Below are 26,592 nucleotides of genomic sequence, written 5' to 3'. Positions count from 1 at the left end.
ACCGGAATACGACATTAAACAATTTCGGGATTCCGGTGTCAACGTAATGACAGGGTGATGGAGAATCTGGATTGTCAGGAAACATTAAGAAAATTGCTTCCGGAAAAGTATACGATGGTGAGCACGGCAGATGACCTAGCTGGCGCAATGGAATCTGCCATGGCTCACAGAGACTGGAAAAAAACAATCCTGATCTGTTGTTAACATTTGAATCGCGATCACTCATCCATGGGAGGCCGTGATTTAAATATTATTCACTTATATTTGAAAGCGTAGTCATCAGTTGTAATTTCAGTGTTGGCATGATAAAATTATACTAAATTTGAGCAAATGTTATTATATGAGCATATGCTCAAATTGACTTTGATAAGGATGGTTGGATAGATAAACGACCAAACGTGCTTATTATAAGAAACGGCGATTGCAGGTGCTTCAAATCAAGTGAAGGTCAATAAAATAACTAATTTGAGGAGAAATCATTGTGAAAATTAGAGGTATTGCTCACAGGGGTTATCCGGTAAAGTATCCGGAAAATACACTATCATCTTTTCAGGCTGCTGTTGACTTGTCTTTTACTCATTTGGAGCTTGACGTCCATTTGAGTAAAGACGGTATTCCTGTTCTTATGCATGATTATGCGATCGAGCGGATGTCGGACGGTAAAGGCAATATCCGTGATTACACGTTAGATGAACTCAAGCGATTCAGCATTAAAGGAATTGAAACGATTCCTACCTTAGAAGAAGCGTTGATTCTGCTTAAGGGTAAAATATCGATTTTGGTTGAACTGAAGCAATGTGGTGATCTTTATCCAGGACTGGAAGAAAAGGTACTGGAGATTATACATAAAACGGATACTTTGGATCAGTCAAGAATCATTGGTTTCGACCATTTTTCAATTGCCAAGACAAGACATCTCAACAAAGATATTAAACTGGGTCTGTGTTGCAGTGGAAGTATGCCTTATGTGTTTCCTTTTATGGAAGAAATCAACTGTGACTTTTTGGGAGTGCAGCTTCGCTTCATGACACCGCAATACGCTGTAATGATGCAAGAGAGGGGTATCATATCCGGCCCGTGGCCTGTGGATACCTTAGCTGATATGGAGCTTATTGCTGCAAAGTATCCAACTGATTTGATAACGACGAATGAGCTTGAACGTTGGGCTGAATTTTATCGAAACCATACCGAACTGCATGTCGGCGTATAGCTCTTATTTTTGATTTCGTATCATATAAAAAAACGGAACAGCAAGCAACCAATCGTTGCTTATTGTTTCGTTTTTTTCATGATAGAATATATAAGTTTTCAGCAAAGCTAAACAATTCTAACATTTCAAGTAAAGCTGTAGCTAAGACACGAATGTATCATGCAGGTCAGATTCCTTTTATAAGAGCATCTTTATAAAATATATTGGCGTTCTTTCTTGTATCTATAGACGATCTAATCGAACCAAAACCGAAGCATAATCGAGCGGTTGTACCGACAATCTGGATGGCCATCCCTTCCGGTTCTCTGAATAGCATTGATTTCTCTGTATTCATCATTGTTCGATCCACTTGTAAACCTGTATTTAAGTTCACTGTCGTAATATAGGTGTTACCAGTTGGATTCGTGTTTATATTGTATGCAGTCCCGTCCAGTAAATAAAGATAACTTCCGTAAGATGCAAATCCTTGAAAAACACCCAAACCCGTTGGTTGATCTACCGTAGTAAGAGGCTTGTAGATGCCCGATTTCACTTCAGCAAGGTTAAATAGACTATAGTGAAATAACGTTTCATTTAATCGGTAACGCATGATCATCAAGCCGTTGGCCATATCGATATTGAGGGTTGTCCGGTCGGCACCTGCCACTGGAGCATATTTGGTGATTGACGGGTCTGTGTTGACCAATACCTGATTATCCACAAACGGAAATCTTGCAATCTTTGTACCGAAACCATTATTCGGTTCGGACTTATCTGCAACAGCATCTACTTCCGTCCACAAATAGGCTGTCGTATCAACAGGTTCAACACCAATGGAAACCCCATGTCCAAAACCTATCAAATACATTTTTCCCAATATGGTACCGTCTGCGCTGAGCTTCGTGACTGTTAAATCGCCTTTGATAGATCTCTCTGCACTTCCATAGGTTCGGGTCTCAGTCCCTAATTTTTGCCCTGCATTTGTAATTTGTACCATATAAATATGATTATTCGTATTATCAAACGCAAATCCTTGCTGCAGTGTAGGATCTGCCAGCACTTTACCTGTGATTACAGTTTTATCAGTGTCTGATAAATCAAATTTCTTTGAAACTGGAATTTTCGTATTGGCTTTTCCAAATGTTAATAGAGCGATTGCTAACATGATGAGTGCTAGGCAAATCGCAATGGACAGAAACAGCCTTTTTTGTGGAAAAGGGTTCTTCTTAAACATTACTTTGTCTTGGGGATGCTCTAATTGTGTGTGTTTCATTTTATGCCACCTAACCATTCTAAATTTCTTTTACATGACTTCTGATTGTAAACACTTTTATTTATTGCAAAACTAGAAGAAGGAATTTGCAAGTCAGGTACCTGTAATAAGAGCATCTTTGTAAAATATATTGGCGTTTTTATCCGTATTCGTAGATGATTTGTACGATCCAAAACCGAAACATAAACGAACGGTGGTGCCGACGACTTGGATTGACATGCCTTCCGGTTCTCTGAATAGCAAGGAGTTTCCTGCATTCGTCAATTCTCGATCCACTTGAAGCCCAGAATTTAAATTTACAGTAGTAATATACGTATTCCCAGTAGGGTTTGTGGTTGCATTGTATGCATTCCCGTCCAGTAAATAAAGATAACTTCCATAAGATACAAATCCTTGAAAGGTACCCAAGCCTGTCGGCTGATCTGCCGTAGCAAGCGGTTTAAAGGTGCCCATCTTCAATTGAGCAAGGTTAAATACACTATAATGGAAGAATGTTTCATCTAATCTGTAACGCATCGTCAACAAGCCGTTGGCCATATCGATATTGACAGTTGTCCGGTCGGCACCTGCCACTGGCGCATATTTAGTTAGTGACGAGCTTGTGCTGACCAATACCTGATTATTCACAAACGGAAACCGTGCTAATTGAGTGCCGTAACCATTATACACATCGTACACATCAGAAACAGCATCCACTTCCGTCCACAAATAGGCAGTTGTACCGACAGGCTCCACCCCGATGGAAACCCCGTGCCCAAAACCTATCAAATACATTTTTCCCAATATCGTACCGGTTGAGCTGAGCTTCGTCACCGTTAGATCACCTTTCAGGGCTCTCTCTGCACTGGTGTAGGTTCGAGTTTCCGTCCCTAACTGTTGCCCTGCAGCTGTGACCTGTACCATGTAAGTATGATTGTTTGTATTATCTATCGCAAAAGACTGCTGCAACGTGGAATCGGTCAACGCCTTGCCTGTATAAAGAGTTTCAGCCGGATCCGATAGATCGAACATTTTTGATATGAAAGCATCTTTGTAAAATATATTGGCGTTCTTGCCTGTATCCGTAGACGATTTGTAGGATGCAAAACCTAAGGACAATCGGATATCTGTACCTGCAGCCTGAATTGACATGCCATGCGGCTCTCTGAATAGCAGGGAGCTTCCTGCATTCGTCAATTCCCGATCTACTTGAACACCAGAATTAAAATTCACTGTCGTAATATAGGTGTTGCCAGAAGGGTTTGTGCTGGAATTGTATGCATTTCCGTCCAGTAAATAAAGATAACTTCCATAAGAAACAAATCCTTTAAAAGAGTCCAAAGATGACGGTTGATCTATAGTAGCAAGAGGGGTAAACGTGCCAGTCTTAAACTTGGCCAGATCATAAACACTATAATGAAAGATACGGTTCCCAACCACACCTGTTCTGTAACGTATCGTTAACAAGCCATTAGCCATATCGATATTAACGGTTGTCCGATCTGCATCTAATACCGGCGAGTATTTAGTAATTGAGGTATTGGTGTTGACCAATACCTGGTTATTCACAAATGGGAATCTTGCTAATTGATTGCCATAACCGGTCAACCCTCCATCTGATTCAGTTGTATCGTTGGCGGCATCCACTTCCGTCCACAAATAGGCTGTAGTCCCATCAGGCTCCACACCGATGGACATCCCGTGTCCGAAGCCGATCAAATACATTTTACCTAATATGGTGCCGGTTGAGCTGAGTTTCGTGACCGTTAGATCACCTTTGAGAGTTCTCTCCGCACTGGTGTAGGTACGGGTCTCCGTCCCTAATTGTTGCCCAGAAGCTGTAACCTGTACCGTATAAATATGATTATTCGTATTATCTATCGCAAAAGATTGCTGTACAGTGTTGTCCGTTAGTGTTTTGTTTGTGAATAGGGACACCGCCGGATCGGATAAATCGAACTCCTCAGGAATTGAAGCTTGTGCAGTGCCTTCTCCGATGGTTAGCAAGATGAATGCAAGGGAAATCATCATTGCCTGTGTTAACTTTCTTCGAATAAAATAGAGCTTCTTCCACAGACTTGGGTTTTCCACAGATTTCTTTGTTTGATTGTTTGAATTTCCCATTCCCATCCTCCTAATAATTGAGCTTCTTCTTCCTTCACAATATCAACAAATGTAAGCATTTTCATATTACTTCAGAGCATTGGAATTGTCCAATCAATTGTTTGTTTTCGGACATATGTCCAAAATATGTGGTTTTATATTTGCTTATTAGTCATATGATTGCTGTTCATTCAAAGATGAAGTAAAATAGTTGAATAGTAATCTTTGCAATCGGTCCTAAAACGATGTGAAAAGAAGATTATGAAGGTTAATAACCCTACTGAACATAGAGGATAGGTGATAAATGTGGAAAACAATACAAACAAAAAAACAGAGTCATTAGCAGGAAATGACCGAAAAAAGGAAATATTAAATCTGTTGGAGGATTCAGGGGCAGTTCGTGTATCTGATTTGAGCAAAAAATTCGGAGTAACCGAGGAAACGATTCGACGTGATTTGGAACGGCTGGAGAGTGAAGGGTCGCTTCTTCGAACGCATGGAGGAGCCGTGCTAAACCGTAAAGAAGGCCCTGAACTGCCTGTACTCCAAAGGGAATTAGTCCAAGCTGACGAAAAAAGGTCAATTGGCGAGTACGCGGCAACCCTGGTTAAGGATGGGGATGTTATCGCGCTTGACGCCAGCACAACCTGCCTTCAGTTGGCTAAACACCTCCCAAACCTGGAGGTTACAGTCATAACTTATTCCATCGCCATCGCCTACGAATTGGTCAAAAAACCGAATGTTCAAATATTTCTGATCGGTGGTTACGTAGATAGACATTCATTAAGCAATACGGGTGCGCCATCTGAGAAAATGGTGGAGGGATACCATGTGGATAAGTTTTTTTTCTCCTGCCAAGGTTTTGATTTGCAGAGAGGGATCAGCGAGCCGTACGAAGCGCATGTTCAATTAAAAAAAAGTATAGTTTCCATATCGGATCATCTAATTTTATTAGCCGACAGCAGCAAATTCCAAAGAAAGTCTTTGGTCCGATTAATAGGATTGGAAGAAATAGATACACTTGTAACAGATAGTAATGTGCCGACAGAAGCATTACAAGACATGGAGTCAAGTGATATTAATGTCGTAGTAGTCAACTGATTCCACAATTTATTCTTCGTTTCAAAAATATAAATGTTGATATCGGATAATTAATGATGTATAATCCTGATATCCGGTTTAGTTCAAAGATATATTTATTGAATTGGACAGTTCATTCTTTTGAAACAGACAGAAGGAGTGCGTGGAATGGCGAAGATAGGACCTTCTTTAATGTGTGCTGATTTAGGGCACTTGGTAGAATCCGTTCAAATTTTGAATCGGGGCAATGTTGACTTTTTTCATTTTGATATTATGGATGGAAGTTTTGTTCCTAACTTTAGTATGGGACCCGATATGCTGAAGAGGTTACGTCCTCAAACAAGCATACCTTTCGATGTACATCTAATGGTTGAAGAACCAGAAAGATTTATAGACATGTTTGCAGATGCTGGAGCCGATATGATCTCGGTTCATGCAGAATCTAAATTACATTTGCAGAGAGTGCTTCAATCTATACGGGATCGAAACCTGAAGGCGGGCGTTGCTCTAAACCCATCAACGCCTCTCTGTATGTTAGACTACGTTTGGGATTCTGTAGATTATGTATGCTTAATGACCGTTAATCCGGGATTTGCAGGCCAGAAATTTATTCCAAGCACATTGGGGAAAATAGCCGATTTGAGACATAAAATTAATGCGAATAATTTGGATATATCCATTCAGGTGGATGGAAATATCAGCTTAGCTAACATTCCTCTGGTTATTGAGAATGGGGCTGACATGTTGGTATGTGGAACTTCAAGTTTATTCCTTCCGGATGTGAAATTGGAGCAGGCAGTCGCGGATTTGAGGGAGTATTGCCATCAATAGCAGATCTACTGAGGGAGGATGTATGATGTGACTATTACTGTAGTCGGCAGCATCAATATGGATATTGTGATTCTAACAGACCATTATCCTTGTCGCGGCGATACGATATTTGGCAACGAAATTCGGTTTTCACCTGGCGGAAAAGGAGCTAATCAAGCAACGGCATGTGCCAAATTGGGAAAGGAAGCTATCCTCGTAGGGTGTGTTGGGAAAGATGAGTTCGGTGACCGTTTGATCGAAAAGTTGGACGGTAACCTTGTGAATATCAGCTTTATTAAAAGGTCTGTGTCCAAGAAAACTGGGGCTGTGCTCGTAACCATTGATGAGTCCGCTCAGAATACAATGCTTGTTGTAAAGGGTGCTAATGAAGAGTTAAATGCTATGGATGTTGATGGCTGCAGTGAATGGATTAAGAATAGCAAGGTGCTTCTTGTACAATTGGAAGTTCCTGAGGTGACTGCTACTCATGCAATGGTTAAAGCCCGAGAGTATGGGGTGACTGTTATATTGGATCCCGCACCAGCTGAAGGTATTAATTTGAATGTATTGAAATATGCGGATATCATCATTCCAAATCGTCAGGAAGCCAAATGTATAACAGGGATTGATGTTATCGACATTCAATCGGCTCTTGATGCCGCAAGGTTTTTGGACAAAAGAGTGGGTGTGGCAAGATCAATTATCAAAATGGCTGAGATGGGATCGCTCGTATACTGGGATGGAGCTTGGGAGTACATTGAGGCAATCCAGGTTAAGGCAGTTGATACGGTAGCTGCGGGAGATTCATTTGCGGGGGCGTTGGCTTGCGCGATGGCTGATGGTGAAAGCCTGGTAAGCGCCGCAAAATTCGCGACAATTGTAAGCGCTTTAAAGGTTACCAAATTAGATGCTCAAGACGGTATTCCTACATTGGAAGAAGTCAATATATTTTGTGCTTCAAGAAATTTAAAACATTACCTGAGTCATTAGTAAAAGGAGTATGAATATGAGTGAATCCATGATGAATGCCGCAGTTTTGGAAAAGCCGTTAAACATAACTATTAAAGAAGTGAAAAGACCGGTCCCAGGTCCGTACGAAGCTTTGATAAAGGTTTATTGTATCGGTGTTTGTGGTTCGGATATCCATTATTATGAGCATGGGAAGATCGGCAGGTATGTGGTGGACCGACCTATTATTTTAGGTCATGAGCTTGCAGGAGAAGTTATCCAGATTGGTGATCAGGTAACGAATGTCACTATTGGTGACAGAGTGGCTGTTGAGCCGGGGGTGACATGTGGTCGCTGCAATTTCTGCAAGTCTGGGCGCTATAACCTATGTCCGGAGGTTATATTCATGGCTACGCCTCCCGTTGACGGGGCTTGGGCTGAATATGTTGCCATCCGCAGCGATTTTTTGTTCAAACTTTCGGAAGGAATGAGTTATGAGGAAGGAGCACTTTTGGAACCGCTATCAGTCGGTTTCCATGCGATGAAAAGAGGCAGGGTGGCGCCATCCGACCGTGTTTTGATACTTGGGTTAGGTCCAATTGGTTTATTGGGCATTCAAGCGGCGAAACTGTTTGGCGTTACAGAGATCATTGCTTCCGACATTGTGCCGTTTCGGAGGGAAATGGCGCTTAAGCTTGGTGCAACAGCTGTTATTAATCCTTTGGAAGGCAATATGTCCGAGCGGCTCTCACTTCTCACAGGAGGCGATGGCATCGATGTCATCATCGAATCGTCAGGAAATAGTCAAGCCATCTCCGATACGATTCGCTTAGTCAACCGCGGTGGACGTATTGTATATATAGGCTTGCCAACGGTTGAGCAAATTCCAATGGACATGAATCTCTTAATCGATTCGGAATTGGATGTTTACGGTGTGTTCCGGTATGCAAACACGTATCCCGCCGCCATTCAAGCTCTGAAAAATAGTGATATCGATTTGCGCGATACCATCACCCATAAGTTTGCTCTTGACGATATTCAGAAGGCAATAGATGTAGCAATACAACAAAAGGATAAAAGTATCAAGGTGATGGTTTATCCTAACAGAGAAGACGTAGAGAGAAGCAATAACAACTGAAGTTTTACTACACTGAGGAGGAGTCAAGTTGGCATCTATAGAGTTTGTGAAGGTTACGAAGTCATTTGATAAACATGATGTTATTAAAGACTTGGATTTAAAGATTGAAGACGGTAAGTTTACCGTTTTGGTAGGTCCATCAGGTTGCGGGAAAACGACACTTCTTCGCATGATTGCTGGAATCGATCCTCAGACATCCGGTTCAGTGCTTATCAATGGCAAGGATGTAACAAAGATTCCACCGGGTCAAAGAGGGGTTGCCATGGTGTTCCAGAACTATGCGATCTACCCTACGATGTCGGTTAGAGAGAACATTGAATTCGGCTTGAAAAATAATAAGGTTCCCAAAGCAGAAAGAACCGGCTTGGTGGAATCCATCAGCGCTACGGTGGGGCTGTCCGAATACCTGGACCGCAAACCATCGACATTATCCGGCGGCCAAAGACAGCGTGTCGCACTGGCCCGCGCTATGGTTAAACAGCCATCGGTGTTTCTGATGGATGAGCCGTTGTCCAATTTGGATGCCAAACTCAGGGTACAGATGCGCATTGAGCTCATCGAACTGCATAAAAAACTGGGTACCACTTTTGTTTATGTAACGCATGACCAAGTAGAAGCCATGTCTATGGCTGATACGATCGTCCTGATGAATAAAGGGCTTATTCAACAGGAAGCACCACCGGAGATCATGTATCGGAAGCCGAGCAACATGTTTGCTGCTGAGTTCATCGGAGTTCCACCGATGAATATTGATGACTTGGGTGTAGCAGGAATCAAGTTCGGATTTCGCCCGGAAAGCGCAGTTTTATCCAATGAACCTAGCGGGCAGCACTTTTCCATCCGCGGAGTTATTGCCACCAGGGAAATGCTCGGGTCAGAGACGGTCTATCAAGTGAAATACAAAAACAGTTCTTATATGATTAAATGTATCCAAGATAATTTCACCGTGGACCAAGATGTATATTTAGAAGTCGCAGCCAATAAAATGTTTTTCTTTGAGTCAGATGGAAACCGTATTGGTGAGGAAGATGCACGCTTCAATAACTACCTAGAAGCTTTGAGAAGAGGTTGAGCGTATGGATAAAAAACCGATGTTAATTCGGCTCCGTCCTTATCTCATGGTGTTACCCGCCATGATAGGTATTTTTACATTTGTCATTTACCCGATGATGTATTTGATTTACTTAAGCCTTTTTAAATATAACCTAATGAATAAGGCTAAAAGCACATTCATTGGTTTAGACAATTACAAAGAGGTCTTCATGCGAGAAGACTTTTACAAAGCACTGGGCAATACGTTTGTTTACACCATTGGTGTTGTTATATTGACGATGGTTATCTCTCTGCTGTTTGCTATATGGCTTAGCAAACAGAGCAAGTTTAACAGCATTGTGCAAGCTGGCTTATTCACGCCACATATCATCTCCATTGTGTCTATTGCTCTTGTATGGCTCTGGCTGATGGAGCCCAACCTGGGTCTTCTCAACTTTGTTTTAAAGGCTCTCGGTCTACCGACATCCCAATGGCTGCAGAGCTCTAAGACGGCTATGATATCCATCATTATTGTCTCTGCATGGCACAGTGTAGGTTATTATACTTTGATCATAGTGGCTGCTCTCCAAAGCATACCACCAAGCATCTATGAAGCGGCTGCACTGGATAATGCCAAGAAGTTCAAGGTGTTTTTCAAAATAACGTTGCCCTTAATTTCACCGCAGCTGTTTTTCATCCTAATCATTATGACGATTGGTTCCTTTAAGGTTTTTGATACTGTCAGAATCATGACAGGTGGGGGGCCCAATAATGCAACCAGTACATTGGTTTATTATATTTATAGCTTTAGAACCAATAATATTGGTTTCGCTTCTGCATCGGGAGTTGTATTGATGGCTATTATTGGAGTTCTTACATTTATCTACTTCCGTTTGCTTTCAAAAAAGGTTCATTATCAATAAATACCTGGTTTACCCAGAGAAAGGGGGTTTGACGATTCATGACATTTGAACTTAAGCACCTATGCTCGACACTAAATACTTTGCTTAAATTAGTAGTTCTCGCAATTTTCGTTTTTCCATTCTTATGGATGATTTCCACATCGCTGCAGACTATTCAGGAGACCTTGACAATACCTCCGACCATGATTCCAGCAATACCTCAATGGATCAATTTTGTGACTGCCATGAGTGCGGGTCCCTTCCTGACCTATGCCCAAAACTCGATTATCGTCACACTTGCCATTATTGTTTTGCAGTTTGCTGTGATGATACCGGCTGGTTATGCCTTTGCCAAATATAAGTTTGTAGGAAAAGAATTCTTATTTGCTATGGTACTCATGGCATTTATGATTCCTAGTCAAATAACCTTCATCCCCGTTTATCTGATGCTCGCTGATTGGGGAATGATCAAAACCTTATTGCCGCAAATTATTCCTTTCATGTCCAATGCATTTGGTATCTTCCTTTTACGCCAATATTTCATGCAGATTCCGGAAGAAATTATTGAATCGGCCAAATTGGACAATGCCAGTGAGTTCAAGATTATTTGGAAAATCATGATGCCGATGTCCATGCCAGCATTGGCAACGATCGCGCTATTCAGTTTTGTGAGTCATTGGAATGATTATTTCTGGCCACTCGTTATGACGGATTCAAACTCGGTTCGCCCGCTGACGCTCGGAATTGCCATGCTTAGAGAGACGGAAGGCATCAGTAACTGGCACATTATTATGGCGGGTAACGTTGTCTTGGTTGTCCCTATTCTAATCGTTTACCTGATTTGTTCCAAACAGATTGTTAAGGCATTTGTTTATTCCGGGATTAAATAATGGTTTAATCCTTTTCGAATAATAATGAAAGCAAATAAGGGAGGAAGAATAAAATGAAAAAAAATGCAACGATGATTATGGCATCAACAATGCTGCTTGGTGTACTTGCAGGCTGCAGCTCAGCACCACAATCAACCAGTACTGGGGGAACCACTCCATCACCGGCTGCACCAGCAGCAACGCCAGCAAAGGCAGGTAAGACTACGATTCAGTATTGGCACTCTATGGGAGGGGCAAACGGTGAATTTACAGATGCGATGATTAAACGTTTTAATGACTCCCATCCTAATATTGAGGTTGTTGGCACCTTCCAAGGATCATACGATGAAGTGGTTACTAAGCTTCAACAGGCTGCTGCAGCTGGTTCTGCACCAGATGTTAGCATGCTGGAGCGTTCTTTTGTACAGCTGTTTGCAGATGCAGACGTGCTGGAAGATCTGACACCGTATCTGAAGAAATCGAATTTAAGCACAGATGGTTTTGTTCAAGGTCTGATGGGTCACTCTACCTTCAATAAGAAATTGGTTACCTTGCCTTTGAACCGTTCCACTCCGATCATGCATGTAAACAAAACGATGCTGGATGAAATGGGACTCAAGATTCCTACTACTTGGGAGGAACTGAAAACGGTTAGCAATGCACTCGTCATTAAAGATGGCAGTGGATATAAACGCCAAGGTCTATCAATGCCGTTTGATGATTGGTATATCCAAGCAATGATAACCCAGTCCAAGAGCAGATTCTTTAATGAAGCAGGCACTACTATGGAATTTATTGATGCCGGAGTAGGGAACAAAGTATTTAGTTACCTAAAAGATCTTCAGAGCACGGGAGCATTGTTCTATCCGCCGACTCAGGACTCAGGTAATATCGTTAAACAGATGTTCACTGAAGGGAAAATCGGCATTTTGTTTGAATCAACGGGTACTATTGGAGGATTTCTAAAAAATGTGAAATTTGATTATAAGACCGCCTTCCTACCTAAAAATGAAGTGTTCGCAAATCCTACCGGTGGAGCTAACGTTACCATGTTTGCCTCTTCCAAAAATAAAGATACTGCATGGGAGTTTCTGAACTGGTTGATGACAGATCCTCAAGGGGGACAGCAGTTCGTTATTGATACAGGTTACCTGCCTTTCACAAAGAAAATGGTAGAGTCCAAAGAAATTAAAGAACTGTATGCGAAAGAACCAAATCGTCAGGTGGCCTACGATCAGCTTCAATACGGCATTGACACGAATAAGAATTTGGCGTGGACGCCAATTATTCAAGAGTTCCGTTCTGCTATGCAAGCGATCATGTATGATAACAAAGATATTAATGCTACTCTGACTACTTTCAAAACAGCAGCCGAAAAACTTTTGAAAGGTGTTAAGTAAACTTTTCCAGAACCCATAGGTCTTTCAGATCAGAAAGCAGATTGACCGATATTGGACCTATCCATTCAGTCGTCTGCTTTTTCTAAGCTTTATTATCATGACCTTATAAGGAGGGAATGCAGCCATCATGTTAGAACGTCTTAATAATAATCGTTCCATTAGGGTAGTCGGGCATAGAGGATTTAAAGCAGCTTATCCGGAGAACACGCTTCTTGCGTTTCAAAAGTCATTGGAAATGGGGGTAGATGTTCTTGAGTTTGACCTGCGTTTTACCAAGGATAAGGTAATCGTGGTTATCCATGATGAAACATTGGAGCGTACAACGGATGGCTCTGGCCAAGTGAATGACCATACCTTGGCCGAGCTCAAGCAATTAGATGCAGGAGGATGGTTCGGTAAACCGTTTGAAGGACTCCAAATACCAACCTTTGATGAGCTTTGCGAACTGCTTGCTGCTTATCCCGAAACTTTATTAAATGTAGAAATTAAACCAAGTATTCATGCCAAGGAGATTGCGGATCTAACCATTATTAAGCTTAAGGAATGTGGCTACCTTTCACGTTGTGTATTCACTTGCTTTGACGCAGAGATCATTACTTATATCCACGACACTTACAACTTAAAGACACAAGGCTTTCCTGGAGAAAGCATGTCAAACTTTGTTGCGGGTAAAGACGGCACCTATTCGAAGATGTGGTCAGTTGGCATTAGTATGAAGCAGTTAACTCCTGCATTAGTTGATGAATTTCAGAATATGGGCCTCCTTGTTGGGTGCTATAGTACGGACAATGAAAAGCAGGTTTATTATGCACTGGGCTGCGGTGTTACCTTGCTAACCTGTAATGATCCACAGCCAGCGATGAACATTCGGAAACAAATGGGCAGTTGTAATTAACCAGTCAGAAAGGAAAGATGAAGATGAAAGCCTGGCCTTTGCATGCTATCGGAGATATTCGGCTGGAGACGAGGGAAATTCCGGTTGTCTCAACAGGGGAGGTTCTCATGAAGGTGCGTGCATGCGGCATCTGTGGTTCTGACATCCCCCGGGTTTTTACGAAAGGTACTTACTCGTTCCCAACGGTACCAGGGCATGAATTTTCCGGGGAAATCGTAGGAGTAGCTGAAGGCGGCGATAAATCACTTATCGGCCGCGGGGCTGCGGTGTTTCCGTTGATGCCTTGTCGCAACTGCAGCGCATGTGAGATTGGCGAGTTCGCTTTATGTGAAAATTACAATTACATGGGCTCGCGATGCGACGGGGCTTTTGCGGAATATATCGCAGTTCCTTTGTGGAACCTGCTGCTCATGCCGGAAGGTGTTTCTTATGAAGAAGCGGCGATGGTTGAGCCCGCAGCCGTGGCTTTGCATAGCCTTCGTCAAGCCGGTGTCGGTATCGGTGACCATGTGCTCATTTATGGTGCCGGGCCAATAGGTATCATGATTGCTATGTGGGCTGATATCTGGGGTGCAGGCTCTATATTACTCGTCGATGTAGATGAAGATAGACTGTCATTCGCACGGGGCCTGGGCATAATGAATACTTGTAACGCTGCCAAGACTGAAGTAGTAGCCTGGGTTCGTGAACAAACGAATGGCCGGGGTGCAGACGTGACGATAGAGGGTGCCGGCAGCTCCATATCCTTTGAGAATGCGATGCATACGACTCGTCTATTCGGCAAAATTGTTCTTATGGGCAATCCGGCTGGCGATATGGTATTGACTCAAAAGGGCTACTGGGAAATCCTGCGTAAGAATCTTACGCTCATTGGCACCTGGAACTCTTATTACGCGACTTTGCCAGTTAACGAGTGGCAGCTTGTTCTTAACTTTATAGCCTCGGGTAAGCTTCGACTCGATCCTCTCATTACGCATCGTGTAAAAATCGAAGAACTCGGCGATGCATTGAAGATGATGCGGGATCGAAGCGAGTTTACAGTTAAAGTGATGTATATAAATCAATAAGGTGTCATCTTCAATTCGAGTCACATAAAGGAAGTGCAATTCGTGAATAACATTTCACAAATATGGTACATCACACATTGGGAACTGCTTCTCAGAATGGTCCTTGCTGCTGGTTTAGGAGGATTGGTCGGCATGGAAAGGGAGTGGAATAACCATGCTGCGGGCTTTCGTACTCACATCTTGGTTTGTCTGGGATCTGCTACAATTATGCTTCTTTCTATTTACGGATTTACCGAGTTTGTGAATGAGCCCAATGTAAGGATCGATCCTGCCCGCCTTGCTGCACAGGTCATCAGCGGTGTAGGATTTCTCGGAGCAGGTGCCATCCTTCGGAATGGTCCGATCATTAGCGGGCTGACGACTGCTGCTTCCATTTGGGTCGTTGCAGCAATCGGCTTGTGTGTGGGTGCGGGATTTATGTATGCTGCTGTTTATGCCACGCTAATGGTATTGTTCAGCCTTTTTCTGTTGAATAAGTGGGAGAAGCATATGCTTAGAAATCGAAGAAGTAGTGATATATCTATTAAAGCCACGGATTCTCCTGGGGTTCTTGGTACAATAGCTTCTAAATTCGGAGAACATGGTATCCAAATTATCAATGTCAAAATGATCCCAGACCTAGTTTACGATGAAGCGGACAAGAGACCTGAAATCCAGTTGATATTCAGCCTAAAGATGCAGGACCAAGCTAAACTGCTGTTGGTTCTGGACCAGCTCAATTCCTATGACTTTATACTCTATATAGAATCTGGCCGTAATTCAATGAACCAGGAGAACCAACAAGTAGAACGTGCTTAGGCCACCTAAAAAATTATAATAGGCTGACAATGGTTCATTAAAAGTCAGCTTGTTTCAGTGCGCCCATTATGAGCTTGTCAATAATCAATTTCTGTAAAAATAACATGTAGAAGGAAATGTTGTCACATGAATATCTTATCGATGCAAATGATGCTTGCTATTTTCACAAGTGGGATGGAATTATGAAGGCGGTCCACATCGGGGCGGGAAACATAGGTAGAGGCTTTATCGGGCTGCTATTATCCCAAGCTGGATATGAGGTATGCTTTGTGGATGTCAATGAACCCTTGGTAACGCTGCTTCAGCAAAAAGGTGCTTATACCGTTACACTTGCCAACAGTCTTCATGAGACAACGCTTGTGAGTGGAGTTTCCGCCATCAATGGCAGGGATCTGGAGCAGGTGGCTGAAGCTATTGCAAGCGCGGAGCTGGTTACGACGGCTGTTGGATTGTCATTATTGGAAACGGTGTCCATAGGAATAGCCAAAGGTATTGAGAAAAGATTGGCGCGTTCGTTAGCCCCCTTACAAATCATTGCTTGTGAGAATACGATAGACGGGAGCTCTCAGCTAAAGGATTATGTATATACACATTTAAGCAATGCTATACGCAAGAAAGCCGATCAACTGGTTTCATTTCCGAATGCAGCAGTAGATCGAATCGTTCCTATCCAACACCATGATGATCCATTGATGGTCATTGTGGAACCCTTTTATGAGTGGCTGGTCGATCGTTCCGGGCTGCTCCCAGGAGCCACAGAAATCTCTGGAGTTCATTATGTGGATCAATTGGAGCCATATATACAACGGAAACTGTTTACAGTGAATACGGGACATAGCTGTATCGCTTATCTGGGCTATCTTAGTGGACATGCAACGATTCTAGAATCGATGGATAACCCTGCTATCGCCTTGCAAGTGCAGCATATTTTGGAGGAAACGGGATCGATTCTTATTAGAAGACATGGCTTTGCTCCCGAGGAACATGCACAATATATTCGTAAGATTCTTGATCGTTTTCGCAATCCTTATTTAAGTGATGAAGTTGTCCGTGTAGCACGTTCACCGATCCGCAAGCTTTCGCCAAATGATCGGCTGGTACATCCAGCCCTGCAGGGATTCGAGCTTGGCATAGAACCGCAATATTTGGCTTCGGCTATGGCAGCAGCTCTGTTGTTCGATTATCCGGAAGATGCGGAGGCAGTTGAACTGCAAGAGGCTATCAAATCGAGGGGGATTCAACAAGTAGCAGCTCAAATCACGGGTATCCCTGAAGGACATCCTATACATGCACTTATCATTCAAAAGTATATATCTCTGAGAACTTAGGAGGCTTCCTTTATGGCTATTTTTATAAATCTACTTCCCTATTTAAACCGAATCGATGATTGCAAGGAATTGCTTGATTCCTGGCAAGGTGGATTGGAAATTTCAATGGATGGTCCGAATTGGGTTGATCCAATGAATTGGACCGTGGAATTCAGCCGGTTTCAACAGCATCGAGGACCTCTCAGCGTACATTCGCCAATATGGGAGCTTAACTTAGCCTCGGCACGCTATGAGGTTTTGCGTAATTATTCTTTTGATGTGTATAAGCAATCGCTGGCATGGAGTGCAAAAATTGGCGCTGAACAAGTTGTCGTGCATCCAAGTCTGTATTCTTCTCCTTTATTTTTGCGTAGTCAGTCCCAGTATTATGCCAAGGAAAACTTAAAGCGGCTTGGGGAAGAAGCGAAAAAACTTGGGATCGATATGGCTGTAGAAAATGTGGGGTTTCATGAGACGGCTCTGTTCAATGAAGAAGAATTCGTTCGCTTATTTGAAGAAATTCCAACCATCTCGGCGCTTGTTGATGTAGGGCATTCGCATATAAATGGCTGGGATACAGCCTCCTTGATTTGCCAGCTTGGTACACGGCTTAGCGCCGTACATTTACATGATAATGATGCCATAAGCGATCTGCATCTGCCCATTGGAGCGGGTACTCTGGAGTGGGGGGGGATATGGGACGCTTTGCGAAGCGCGGATCATCCGTTCCGTTCCATTCTTGAATATGGGTATGACACCCCAATGGAATTGCTGCTTCAGCACGTTAAACTGGTCGAGCATGAATTGGAAGAGCCACAGGTATTGTGATTTCCAAGTCAGAATAGAGCAAGGCTTTAACAGCTATTCATGAAAAGCTAGGTTTGCACAAAGTTGTAATCGTTGTGTTGACATGGTAAACTTATGACATATTTGAGCAAATGTGCAAAAACGGACGTTTGTTTGAACGGAGGCGATGCATTAAAATGAGTAGAACTAGTAAAAACGAGCATTCTTCTAAAGATAGCTTTCTTGAGAGAGTCGCTCGCATGTACTATGTGCTCGGAATGAGCCAGCAGGAAATTTCAGTCCAGCTAGATATCGGCAGATCTTCCGTCTCCAGGTTTTTGAACGAGGCAAGGGACCGAGGAATCGTACAAATCCAGATCCGCTCAGATTTAGACAACAGCCGCCATGCTTCGTTGGAGTATAAGCTTACTAAGCTTTACGGCTTGAAGGATTGTGTGGTATTTCGAGGCGATCAAAGTGCCAATCCCTTTGAGGCATTAGCCACTCAATATTTGGATTCGGTATTGCCTTCACACGGGGCAATAGGGCTCGGGTGGGGGAGGACTCTCAATGCCATCGGCACCCATTTGCATCTGTGTAATTCGCGCCCGGGACTAAAAATTGTCCAGCTGATAGGAGGTTTTGGCACCAGAGAAGATCAGATGCCTGCTTCCTCTATCATTCAGATGTGGGCCCAAGCTCTACGGGGTAAAGCGCAGTTGTTTCCAGCCCCCGCTATAGCCGGAAGTGTTGAAAGCAAACACAGCTTTATGCAGGATCCGAGCGTACAAGAGATTATGAATGAAATCCGTAAATTGGAAACGATCGTATTCGGGATTGGTCACGCGGGCGAGGATGCCACGTTGCTGGCTTTAAATCTGGTAGCTGATTTAACCTTCAAGGAAGTAAGTGAGGCAAGTGTAGGCGAGATTCTTTTTCATAGCTTCGACAAGCAGGGCAAGTTTTCAATTCCGCGTATCAGCGAAAGGGTTGTTGGCGCAACGAGGGAAGATCTTATGAATATTGTGCTGCGGATTTGTGTTGCGCAGGGCACGGCTAAAGTGCCAGCGCTATGTGGAGCTCTAAAAGGAAAGCAGTTGAATGTGCTTATTACAACAGAAGAAACGGCATTGCAGGTACTTCAAATTCATTGAAAAGGAATCAAAAAAAGAGTCAATTAAACATATAATAAAGGAGTTCAGGCTATGAAGGCAGCAGTATTAAAAGCGCCCCACCAAATTGAAATTTTGGAATGGGAGTCAGCAGGTCTTAAGCCCGATGAAGTGAGGATTCAAGTCAAAGTCTGTGGGATCTGTGGCACAGACCAGCACATTTATCACGGTAATCCGGGTTCGGCAGCCGTAATCCCACCCATTGTACTAGGCCACGAGCTGGCTGGCGTTGTCACTGAATGCGGGGAGCATGTGCAGCAGCTCCAAATAGGGGATCGCGTATCCATAGACCCCAATATATATTGTGGGGGTTGCCGATATTGTCGTAATGGCCAGCCTCATCTATGTGACAATCTCCAAGCAGTTGGCGTCACGCGTGATGGGGGGATGGGTGAATATTGCGTCGCTCCGGCTGCGAATTGTTACCTGTTACCAGATTCACTGAGCTTTGTCGAAGGTGCTATGGTCGAGCCGCTTGGCTGTGTGCTACATGGCTTCAAAAAAGTAGATATCCGCCCGATTCATACCGTATTGCTGATTGGAGGCGGATTTATTGGGCAATTATTCCTGCAATTGTTGAAAAGGCAAGGCGTGGCAAGAATCGTGGTTAGCGAGCCGGCTATCGAGAAGCATGAAGCGCTGCTTGCTTTGGGTGCTGATGAGGTCGTGCAACCAACCGCTTTGATTGTGGAGCAGTTAAGGGCTAGATTCGATATAGTGATCGAATGTGTGGGACGGAAGGAATCTATGGAACTGGCGTTTGATGCTGCCAGCAAAGGCGGACAGGTGCTGCTGTTTGGAGTCGCCAACCCGTCGACACAAATCCAAGTTTCTCCTTTTGCCATTTTCACCAAGGAGCTTCGTATCATGGGTTCCTTTATTAATCCATATACCCATGAAGAGGCGATCGCGCTTGTCGAACAACGGCTTGTCAAGGTGGAGCCACTGATCAGCCATCGATTTTCGTTGGACGAAGTGCCACAAATTATGAGCACTTATGCTCAAATGAATGTGACCAAAGGGGTTATTGTTTACCCATCATAATTGAGCTCATTATACAGAATTTATAAAGCTGGTTTCTTATCTCAGGCCATCAAGGATACGGATATCAGATATGGATGGAGAAAGATAACGGTTTTGCTTTTAGAGGGATGGGATCCCAGCTTGCATTTTGTTTTCCCGATAAAGACTTATTGTTTGCTTGCATAGCTGATACTCAAGGCGCAGGTCCAACAGTAACAGGGATTGATCATGCTTTTCGCGAAGAAATATTCAGTAAAATAAAAGATTACTCCCTGCCCTATGAAGCTGAAACGAATACCATACTGAATAAAAAAATCGAAAATCTTAAGATCTTACCCCAACAAGGAAAACCGACATCTTCATTAGCACAGATAATAAATGGTAAATGGTATCATTTAAATGAAAATCCGATGGGAATATCAAAAATGCGTTTCATTATAAATGGAGACGAAGGTAGATGGGTTTATGAAAATGCCTCAGGTGAACACCACCTGATATTTGGCATAGGAAAGTTCCAGGGAGCTTTTCCTCAGAAAAACTATTTTGGAGAAAGAATTGGAACAATACGGGTACACTAAAATTGTCTTTTTCGTTTAAAGAAAATGAGATATCTATTTATATGACTAAAGCAGCCGAATGGTTTTTGGATGAGTACATGGGATTTGCGGGCGGTCTTTTGGCGGATAACTAAAGATTGGTAATGTAGCTATTTTAAAGGCGCAGAAGGGATAATTGTTTTAGTAAGATCTCTTTTTTGCTTTAAAATCGGGAGGTTACGGGGGTCTGTTGGCGTGACGCCGAGCTGTCCGCCGAGCAATGGCTCAGCGTCGCCGCGGATCTAGGAAAGGCAATTAAAACGTGTACATGCATTACGACCCTTCGGTGTTGAAACGGACGCAGACTGGCCGACTCTGAACTTCAGAGCGGCAGCGGAACGAATTTCTTTTCCGCCTCACTTGGTCGCTCAGATTGACGACTACGTCGCCCACCTCACGCCGTTCGATCGCGTCTTGGTTCACGGCGTATAGCTGAAAACCAACGGCTGCCATAGAACGATCAGCAGCTTCAGTTCTGGTCATACAATGGGCGGTAGTGTGAAACAACGATAAAACGAGCTATATCCATATAAAATTGATAAAAAAGTATAATAAAGGAAGAAAGCTAGGAGACGATCTATGACTACAGGGGGGATGCTTTGCCGATGAATATCGGGCGTAGTTGAAAATATCCACTTAGGTACCCATGAATTTTGCGATTTGTGTGAGCTGCTTGATGGGATATCAAACCCGAACCACTGTGACCGCGTAAGGATGACTAATATCGCCCAGACGATCAATGTATTACAAACTGATATTTTGACAGTACGGGGATATGGAAAAATAAGGTTCATACAGACGTTGTTCTGAGACTATTCAAGTTACTCCGGAAAAGCTTGAGAAGATGATGCAATACCTGATAAATACAGGTAATAAGAAACTTGCAGACGATGAAACAAGTAAGTAATAAAAGGCTTTCTCTAAGTATTGGCTGCATTGCTTATACGTACAGAGATGTATGTGATTTTGCGGTTGACTTGTCCAGATCAGGACTAAAATTGAGGGCAATTTGCCCCCATCCTTTGCATCCTAAATGGTAATGGTAAATACGCTGCCATAAATAGTATGGTTAATAAATCTTCATTTATAAGTATGCTCTTCCTCTAGTTAATATACAGGGAACTCCTCTGCCGATCGCACCAGGCTGGGACATCTCCTCTAAGTAACGACGCCCACGTTCGCATTTTTTACATCGACTGCAGACATCGGAGGTAACTACCTTCATATTAAATCTATATCTATCTGCCGAAGATGCTAGTGTGGTTTTCTTTGTGGCTTTTTTACTACTCACTGTGCTCACCTCAAATGTTGTTTGATGTATAGTATGCTGTTCGTGGTTAATTGGCTACCTGCCATTTCTTCTTCATGGCTACTGCCCCTGTCAAGGATCCCTACGTAAATCGACTAAGATTTAGCAATCCTATTGAGGGGAGAAGCCGGCTTTTTTTTTACAGTTTCGTGTTCACATCGTCAAAAAATTCGACAACACCGGAGAAGATTTGGAGATCTCATCTCCATCGGAACGATTGGGTTTATCAAAGCAATCGAATCTTTTTCTCCGGACAAAGGAACCAAACTGGCTACATTTGCTGCCCGCTGCATCGAGAATGAAATACTTATGCACTTAAGATCGCTGAAGAAAACCCGCAAGGATGTATCCCTTTATGACCCGATAGGGACGGATAAAGAAGGCAACGAGATCACGCTAATTGATATTCTTGGGTCTGAAGCCGATGATGCTTGTGCTGCGGTTTAGTTATCCCAACAGCGTCCGCATCCCCCAAAAAACTTTAAATTGGAAACGCTTACTATTATTGGATTACCTCGATTTCCGCCCGCAAATTCCTCTGGCTTCTTTGTCTGCTCCAATTTGTAAGACTTTGGTAGGAGAGCATATAGTACTGTATGACAGGAAAAGGATGCTACAATGATCCTACTAAAGAGTGATGATTTTTGATTAATTGCCAATTCTTAGGTACACGTTTTCGACATATATAGGGCTATTCACTCAAAAAAGACTCAATTTTGTGTGAAAAGACACAAAACTATGTTGATAATACGAATTATATGAGAGAATATAAAGGAAACATTTGTATTTTTTTTACGCGTTTGTGCTTCAGATATTTATTGTTGGGTTATTAAAGTCAAAGTCAATACATAGTTGTGGCAATTTATATTCAGGAAAAGGAAGTGCTTAGCAAACAGGAAAATAAGGGATGGTGATGCTGGTGAAAGCAATTTCGGTCAAAGAAGACCGGGCGATTTATTTCTATCGTTACTGCACGCTCTTATTTACCTCTCTGGTTTATTTATTAGGGGACAAGGATCCACCATTCCTATTAAAGCTGGGCATTATTTTGACGTTGTTTATTTTGGCAAAGGTATTTTCTGTTATTTACCGTGGGATGAATAAATCCTCATGTTTATTCAAGGTTATTCTTGGTATGGAGATGGTATGTATACTTCTCCTGCTTCTGATCACTGGCGGAATTTCGAGCCCCTTCCTGTTATGTATCATGAATCCTATATTCGTCGCAGGCAGCTATCTCCAAGCTGTTTACTGCTGGCTAATCTTACTAGGAACCATTGTGATTGTGACATCCTTCTCTTACATCATAGCTGCTACCAACACAGAATCATTACGTACCATTTTTTTAGATAATAGCTACTTTTACCTGCTGCTCTTACACATGACATTTTTCATCCAAGTGTTATCCGATGGGAAGAATAAGCTGGAGAGGGCAAATACACGCACCAATGAGATGTTATGGCATATCAAGTCGCTCTATCAAATCGTGGAAGTGGCGGCTCAGAGTGAATCTGGCAACCTCAGAAAAATATTTACCGAGTTTGCATTAAAGCTGACCGAACAGAAGATGGCTTTCTTTTGGGATATAAACGGCAATGAGGACGTAGAGAGATTAATCGTCCAAGGAGCCAGGAATAGTGGAGCCGAGGCATCGCTATGCTTCGCGATGGAATCAAGATTGAAGGAGTTTCGAAGCCAAGACAGCCCATCGTTAATAAATCTGTATATTCATGGTGAATTTCTAATCATGCCGGTCAAATCAACAACAAGATTCTGGGGTGTGCTCGGTATCAGGATCGAGGCTTTTTCTCAGGAGGAGGGAAGGTATTGGTTCGAACAGGAGCTTTACTTCCTATCCGAGCTGTGTGCCATCATTCTTGAAAGGCATCAACTGGAGCGTATCGAAAATCAATTGATTATTATTGAGGAACAGAACCGGATCGCAGCTGAAATGCATGATAGCGTATCGCAGCATATGTTTGGTATTGTCTATGCCATACATTCTCTAATTCGACAATGGCCGAGCATCCCGGAAAAACAAATGAAGGAGCAGCTCCAGCTCATTCTGGAGTCATCCAATACCGCTTCACAAGAGCTTCGTTCGTCTATCTATAGTCTCAGCTCCAGAAAAAACGGCAGCTCCTTTTGGGTCACCACGGTCACATCCCATCTGGATAGCTTGTCAAAGCTGCATGCGTTGGAAATCAGCGTGGATGTAACAGGGGACGACCATCGTCTACCTGTCAATCATCAGAAGGCGTTATTCAGAATTATTTCTGAAGCGACCGGTAATGCCATCCGCCATGGCTGCAGCAGCTTCATTGAAGTAAAGCTAATTCTAAAGACTGGTGAAGCCAAGCTGGTCGTGCAGGATAACGGAAATGGCTTTGATATGAATGAGTTACTAACCGATCCTAGGCTCACCGGTCTTGGGGTTAGTAACATGAAGTTTCTTGTACAATCCCTAGGTGGAACGATTGAAATCAGCAGCATCCAAGGAGAGGGCACGCAAATCCTGGTCGTTATTCCTATCGATTACAACGAGAAAAAGAATTGAATGAGCTTCATGCTTGTGGTCAAGGTCATTGATTTCCCAATATATGAAAGTAGGTGCTTTAAGTATGAAGGTTGTAATTGTAGATGACCACCCATTGGTAAGAAAAGGATTATCGGCCGTTCTGACACTTGAACACGACATCGAAATAATGGGAGAATCGGAAATGGTTGAGGACGCGATGGAACTGATTGAGGAAACCAAACCGGACTTAGCTATTGTGGATATTAAGCTCGGCAACCGATCAGGATTCGAGGTTGTAGAGCAGTTGAAGCATTCGGCCTGCCGGTGCATAATCTTGACTTCTTCCATGAGGGAAAATGACGTCAGAAGAGCCGAGGCTGCGGGTGCGGAGGGGTATGTCCTTAAAGAAGCGCTTCCTGAAGAACTGTTATTGGCAATCAAGCTTATTTTCAAAGGGAAGAAATATTATGACCCAGGACTAATGGAGATTTTATTCAAGAGGGATAATGACAATGACTTGTATAAGTTAACCCCCAAAGAGCGGGAGGTTCTCGTTGCTCTTGGAGAAGGGTTGTCCAATCATGGGATAGCGGATAAGCTGACAATCACTGAATTTACGGTTAAAAAGCATGTAAGCCAAATCTTGGGTAAGCTGAACTTGAACGACCGGACTCAGGCGGCTTTATTCGCACATTCCAAAGGGCTTGTTAACTTTACTATGGACAATGAAGACGCTATGCATCAGAATTTCCAATAATGCTGTATTTCATAGGTTTCGAGAGCCGAATATTTAGCCTCCTTTGGGTCAAGTCCCGATAGGAGGTTTTTTCTTGTATTTGTAATAGGATCTGGTACGAAAGTATACCCTCCAGTAGTAAATGGGGGGAGCTACCCTGCTCGAAATAGACTGCAAAAATCATAACATCGGGTAATATCATAATTCCAAGAGTTGGTATAAGATTTAGCTACAAGCAGAATTCTTAAAAAAATGGTTAAGATTCGGAGGACGACATGGAGAAAACGATACTAGATTACTTCATCATGGTTCGCAAAAAACTATGGCTGATTGCGTTATTTGTTCTGCTCTCTTGTTCAATAACTTACTACGTCAGTAAGACATTCGTCCAGCCGGTATATCTTGCAACTAATCAGTTGCTGGTCAACAGTGTCCTAAAGGACTCTGAATCCATTAATCTTAATGATGTGAACATGAACCTGAACCTGATCGAAAGCTACAAGGAGATCATCAAATCGAATACAATTACGGAAACATTGATTGCCAACCATCCGGAGTTGATGCTCACAAGAGAGCAATTGGACAAAAAATTGAAAGTTAGCTCTGTCGATAAAACGAATCTCATAAAAATCGAAGTGGAAGACAGTAATTATCGCAAGGCGGTTCTGATAGCCAATGAGATAGCACAAACCTTCATGAACGAAATACCAAGCTTAATGAATGTGAACAATGTCAAGATTCTATCTCCTGCCAATCCTGGTAAACTGCCCGCTCCGGAAAATGCCAGTATTGCGATGAATATCGCCGTCAGTTTTCTTCTTTCAGTGATGGCGGCTCTCGGTGTGGTATTCTTCCTGGAAAATATAAATGACACCCTTCGTTCCGAAAAAGAAGCCGAGCACTATGTGGGTTTGCCGGTTCTTGCAACGATTGGAACGATAAAGAGATCCAGCATACGTAAACGATCAAAAAACATGAGCAAAGAGGTGAGTGATCAAACTTATGTCACTGTTAAGTAATGTACTTGTCACTGAGACAGATCCAAGCTCTGCCGTTGCTGAGGCCTACCGTTCATTACGTACTTTCATAAGGCACAAGAAACTAAAGAAATCGGGCAAAGGAATCGTGCTCATGATTGCATCTCCCAAGGCGCAGGAAGGCAAGACGACAACAGTATCCAATCTAGCCGTCACCTTTGCCCAGGACGGCCAGGAGGTTATCGTTGTTGATTGTAATTTACGCCAACCTTATCTACATGCCATATACGGTATGCCCAATGATACCGGACTTGCCCAATATCTGAAATCGGCATCTCCTGCTAAAGGCAGCTTCTTCAAGGCTGTTTTTCCCAATCTGCACGTTATGGCGGCAGGAGGACAGCCTTCGAACCCTTCGGAGCTGCTAGGCTCCCCAAGAATGGCAGAGCTGCTGGATCAATTAAGGCAGCAATACGATGTGATTCTGCTCGATTCACCGTCTGTGTTGGATTTCACGGATGCCGGACTGCTCGCAGAATACAGCGATGGAATCATGTTGGTTGCCAAATACGGCAGGACTAAACGGGAGTGGGCTAAGCAGGCTAAGATTCGGCTTGAACAGTCAGGAGCCAGAATGTTAGGTATGATCATTAACAAATAGGAGTGAACTTCCACAAATCGATAG

At 43.0% G+C, this 26,592-nt stretch carries 24 protein-coding genes and 2 pseudogenes; 23 read left to right on the top strand and 3 right to left on the bottom strand.

All coding sequences use genetic code 11. The features are described 5' to 3' along the window. The first annotated feature begins 481 nt into the window (after positions 1-481). The gene (locus G9U52_RS08970) at positions 482-1,210 is read left to right on the top strand and encodes a glycerophosphodiester phosphodiesterase (protein ID WP_311764831.1); all 729 of its coding nucleotides are present in this window, start codon (positions 482-484) and stop codon (positions 1,208-1,210) included. Between the two features lie 166 nt (positions 1,211-1,376). On the opposite strand, the gene G9U52_RS08965 is transcribed toward G9U52_RS08970, so the two are convergent. Further along, positions 1,377-2,462: a phage baseplate protein gene (locus G9U52_RS08965; protein ID WP_166148568.1), complete on the bottom strand. Its 1,086-nt coding sequence runs from the start codon at positions 2,460-2,462 to the stop codon at positions 1,377-1,379. A 93-nt stretch (positions 2,463-2,555) separates the two neighbouring features. Then, on the bottom strand, positions 2,556-4,565 hold the full coding sequence (locus tag G9U52_RS08960; RefSeq protein WP_166148566.1) for a phage baseplate protein: 2,010 nt from the start codon (positions 4,563-4,565) through the stop codon (positions 2,556-2,558). Positions 4,566-4,850: 285 nt separating this feature from the next. Here G9U52_RS08960 and G9U52_RS08955 point away from each other — a divergent pair, with 285 nt between their 5' ends. From G9U52_RS08955 to G9U52_RS08880, 16 genes are all read left to right on the top strand, one after another. Next, a complete protein-coding gene (locus G9U52_RS08955; RefSeq protein ID WP_166148564.1) occupies positions 4,851-5,645 on the top strand; it encodes a DeoR/GlpR family DNA-binding transcription regulator in 795 nt (264 codons plus the stop codon). 147 nt (positions 5,646-5,792) lie between these two features. Next, positions 5,793-6,455, top strand: coding sequence for a ribulose-phosphate 3-epimerase (gene rpe / locus G9U52_RS08950; protein ID WP_166148562.1), 663 nt, complete (start codon positions 5,793-5,795; stop codon positions 6,453-6,455). Positions 6,456-6,482: 27 nt separating this feature from the next. After that, a complete protein-coding gene (gene rbsK / locus G9U52_RS08945; RefSeq protein ID WP_166148559.1) occupies positions 6,483-7,424 on the top strand; it encodes a ribokinase in 942 nt (313 codons plus the stop codon). Between the two features lie 16 nt (positions 7,425-7,440). Then, positions 7,441-8,520 (top strand): NAD(P)-dependent alcohol dehydrogenase, encoded by a 1,080-nt coding sequence (locus G9U52_RS08940; protein WP_166148557.1) that lies wholly within the window; start codon positions 7,441-7,443, stop codon positions 8,518-8,520. Between the two features lie 28 nt (positions 8,521-8,548). After that, on the top strand, positions 8,549-9,592 hold the full coding sequence (locus G9U52_RS08935; RefSeq protein ID WP_166148555.1) for an ABC transporter ATP-binding protein: 1,044 nt from the start codon (positions 8,549-8,551) through the stop codon (positions 9,590-9,592). Between the two features lie 4 nt (positions 9,593-9,596). Continuing rightward, the gene (locus tag G9U52_RS08930; RefSeq protein ID WP_166148553.1) at positions 9,597-10,475 is read left to right on the top strand and encodes a carbohydrate ABC transporter permease; all 879 of its coding nucleotides are present in this window, start codon (positions 9,597-9,599) and stop codon (positions 10,473-10,475) included. A gap of 38 nt (positions 10,476-10,513) precedes the next feature. Then, positions 10,514-11,344, top strand: coding sequence for a carbohydrate ABC transporter permease (locus tag G9U52_RS08925; RefSeq protein WP_166148551.1), 831 nt, complete (start codon positions 10,514-10,516; stop codon positions 11,342-11,344). Between the two features lie 53 nt (positions 11,345-11,397). Further along, positions 11,398-12,723 carry an ABC transporter substrate-binding protein gene (locus tag G9U52_RS08920; protein WP_166148549.1) on the top strand — a complete coding sequence of 442 codons (1,326 nt, stop codon included), beginning with the start codon at positions 11,398-11,400 and terminating at the stop codon, positions 12,721-12,723. Positions 12,724-12,850: 127 nt separating this feature from the next. Beyond that, on the top strand, positions 12,851-13,618 hold the full coding sequence (locus tag G9U52_RS08915) for a glycerophosphodiester phosphodiesterase family protein (RefSeq protein WP_166148547.1): 768 nt from the start codon (positions 12,851-12,853) through the stop codon (positions 13,616-13,618). A gap of 23 nt (positions 13,619-13,641) precedes the next feature. Then, positions 13,642-14,685, top strand: a complete 1,044-nt coding sequence (locus G9U52_RS08910; protein ID WP_166148546.1) for a galactitol-1-phosphate 5-dehydrogenase — start codon at positions 13,642-13,644, stop codon at positions 14,683-14,685. Positions 14,686-14,727: 42 nt separating this feature from the next. Continuing rightward, positions 14,728-15,483: an MgtC/SapB family protein gene (locus tag G9U52_RS08905; RefSeq protein WP_446430476.1), complete on the top strand. Its 756-nt coding sequence runs from the start codon at positions 14,728-14,730 to the stop codon at positions 15,481-15,483. 182 nt (positions 15,484-15,665) lie between these two features. Continuing rightward, complete coding sequence (locus G9U52_RS08900) at positions 15,666-16,811, top strand: mannitol-1-phosphate 5-dehydrogenase (protein ID WP_166148545.1); 1,146 nt, start codon at positions 15,666-15,668, stop codon at positions 16,809-16,811. 12 nt (positions 16,812-16,823) lie between these two features. Beyond that, entirely contained in the window at positions 16,824-17,618 is a 795-nt protein-coding gene (locus G9U52_RS08895; protein ID WP_166148544.1) for a sugar phosphate isomerase/epimerase family protein, read from the top strand. Between the two features lie 155 nt (positions 17,619-17,773). Next, positions 17,774-18,730 (top strand): sugar-binding transcriptional regulator, encoded by a 957-nt coding sequence (locus G9U52_RS08890; RefSeq protein ID WP_166148543.1) that lies wholly within the window; start codon positions 17,774-17,776, stop codon positions 18,728-18,730. Between the two features lie 51 nt (positions 18,731-18,781). After that, on the top strand, positions 18,782-19,792 hold the full coding sequence (locus tag G9U52_RS08885) for a zinc-dependent alcohol dehydrogenase family protein (RefSeq protein WP_166148542.1): 1,011 nt from the start codon (positions 18,782-18,784) through the stop codon (positions 19,790-19,792). 74 nt (positions 19,793-19,866) lie between these two features. Further along, positions 19,867-20,349: a hypothetical protein gene (locus tag G9U52_RS08880; RefSeq protein ID WP_166148541.1), complete on the top strand. Its 483-nt coding sequence runs from the start codon at positions 19,867-19,869 to the stop codon at positions 20,347-20,349. 291 nt (positions 20,350-20,640) lie between these two features. On the opposite strand, the gene G9U52_RS39180 is transcribed toward G9U52_RS08880, so the two are convergent. Next, positions 20,641-20,874, bottom strand: coding sequence for a hypothetical protein (locus tag G9U52_RS39180; RefSeq protein WP_207952866.1), 234 nt, complete (start codon positions 20,872-20,874; stop codon positions 20,641-20,643). 108 nt (positions 20,875-20,982) lie between these two features. Here G9U52_RS39180 and G9U52_RS41630 point away from each other — a divergent pair. From G9U52_RS41630 to G9U52_RS08845, 6 genes and pseudogenes are all read left to right on the top strand, one after another. After that, positions 20,983-21,132: pseudogene (locus G9U52_RS41630) on the top strand (alpha-L-arabinofuranosidase C-terminal domain-containing protein); the annotation flags it as partial. A 701-nt stretch (positions 21,133-21,833) separates the two neighbouring features. Beyond that, positions 21,834-22,120, top strand: a pseudogene (locus tag G9U52_RS08865) (sigma factor); the annotation flags it as partial. 469 nt (positions 22,121-22,589) lie between these two features. Beyond that, positions 22,590-24,233: a sensor histidine kinase gene (locus tag G9U52_RS08860; RefSeq protein WP_207952865.1), complete on the top strand. Its 1,644-nt coding sequence runs from the start codon at positions 22,590-22,592 to the stop codon at positions 24,231-24,233. A 64-nt stretch (positions 24,234-24,297) separates the two neighbouring features. Beyond that, a complete protein-coding gene (locus tag G9U52_RS08855) occupies positions 24,298-24,951 on the top strand; it encodes a response regulator (RefSeq protein WP_166148535.1) in 654 nt (217 codons plus the stop codon). A 254-nt stretch (positions 24,952-25,205) separates the two neighbouring features. Next, on the top strand, positions 25,206-25,949 hold the full coding sequence (locus G9U52_RS08850; RefSeq protein ID WP_166148532.1) for a YveK family protein: 744 nt from the start codon (positions 25,206-25,208) through the stop codon (positions 25,947-25,949). After that, complete coding sequence (locus G9U52_RS08845; protein WP_166148530.1) at positions 25,933-26,568, top strand: CpsD/CapB family tyrosine-protein kinase; 636 nt, start codon at positions 25,933-25,935, stop codon at positions 26,566-26,568. Before G9U52_RS08850 ends, G9U52_RS08845 begins: the two co-directional genes overlap by 17 nt. Positions 26,569-26,592: the final 24 nt, after the last annotated feature.

The sequence above is a fragment of the Paenibacillus agricola genome (genome assembly GCF_011440305.1).
Classification (GTDB): domain Bacteria; phylum Bacillota; class Bacilli; order Paenibacillales; family NBRC-103111; genus Paenibacillus_S; species Paenibacillus_S agricola.
This window is presented reverse-complemented; position numbering and strand designations above follow the sequence as displayed.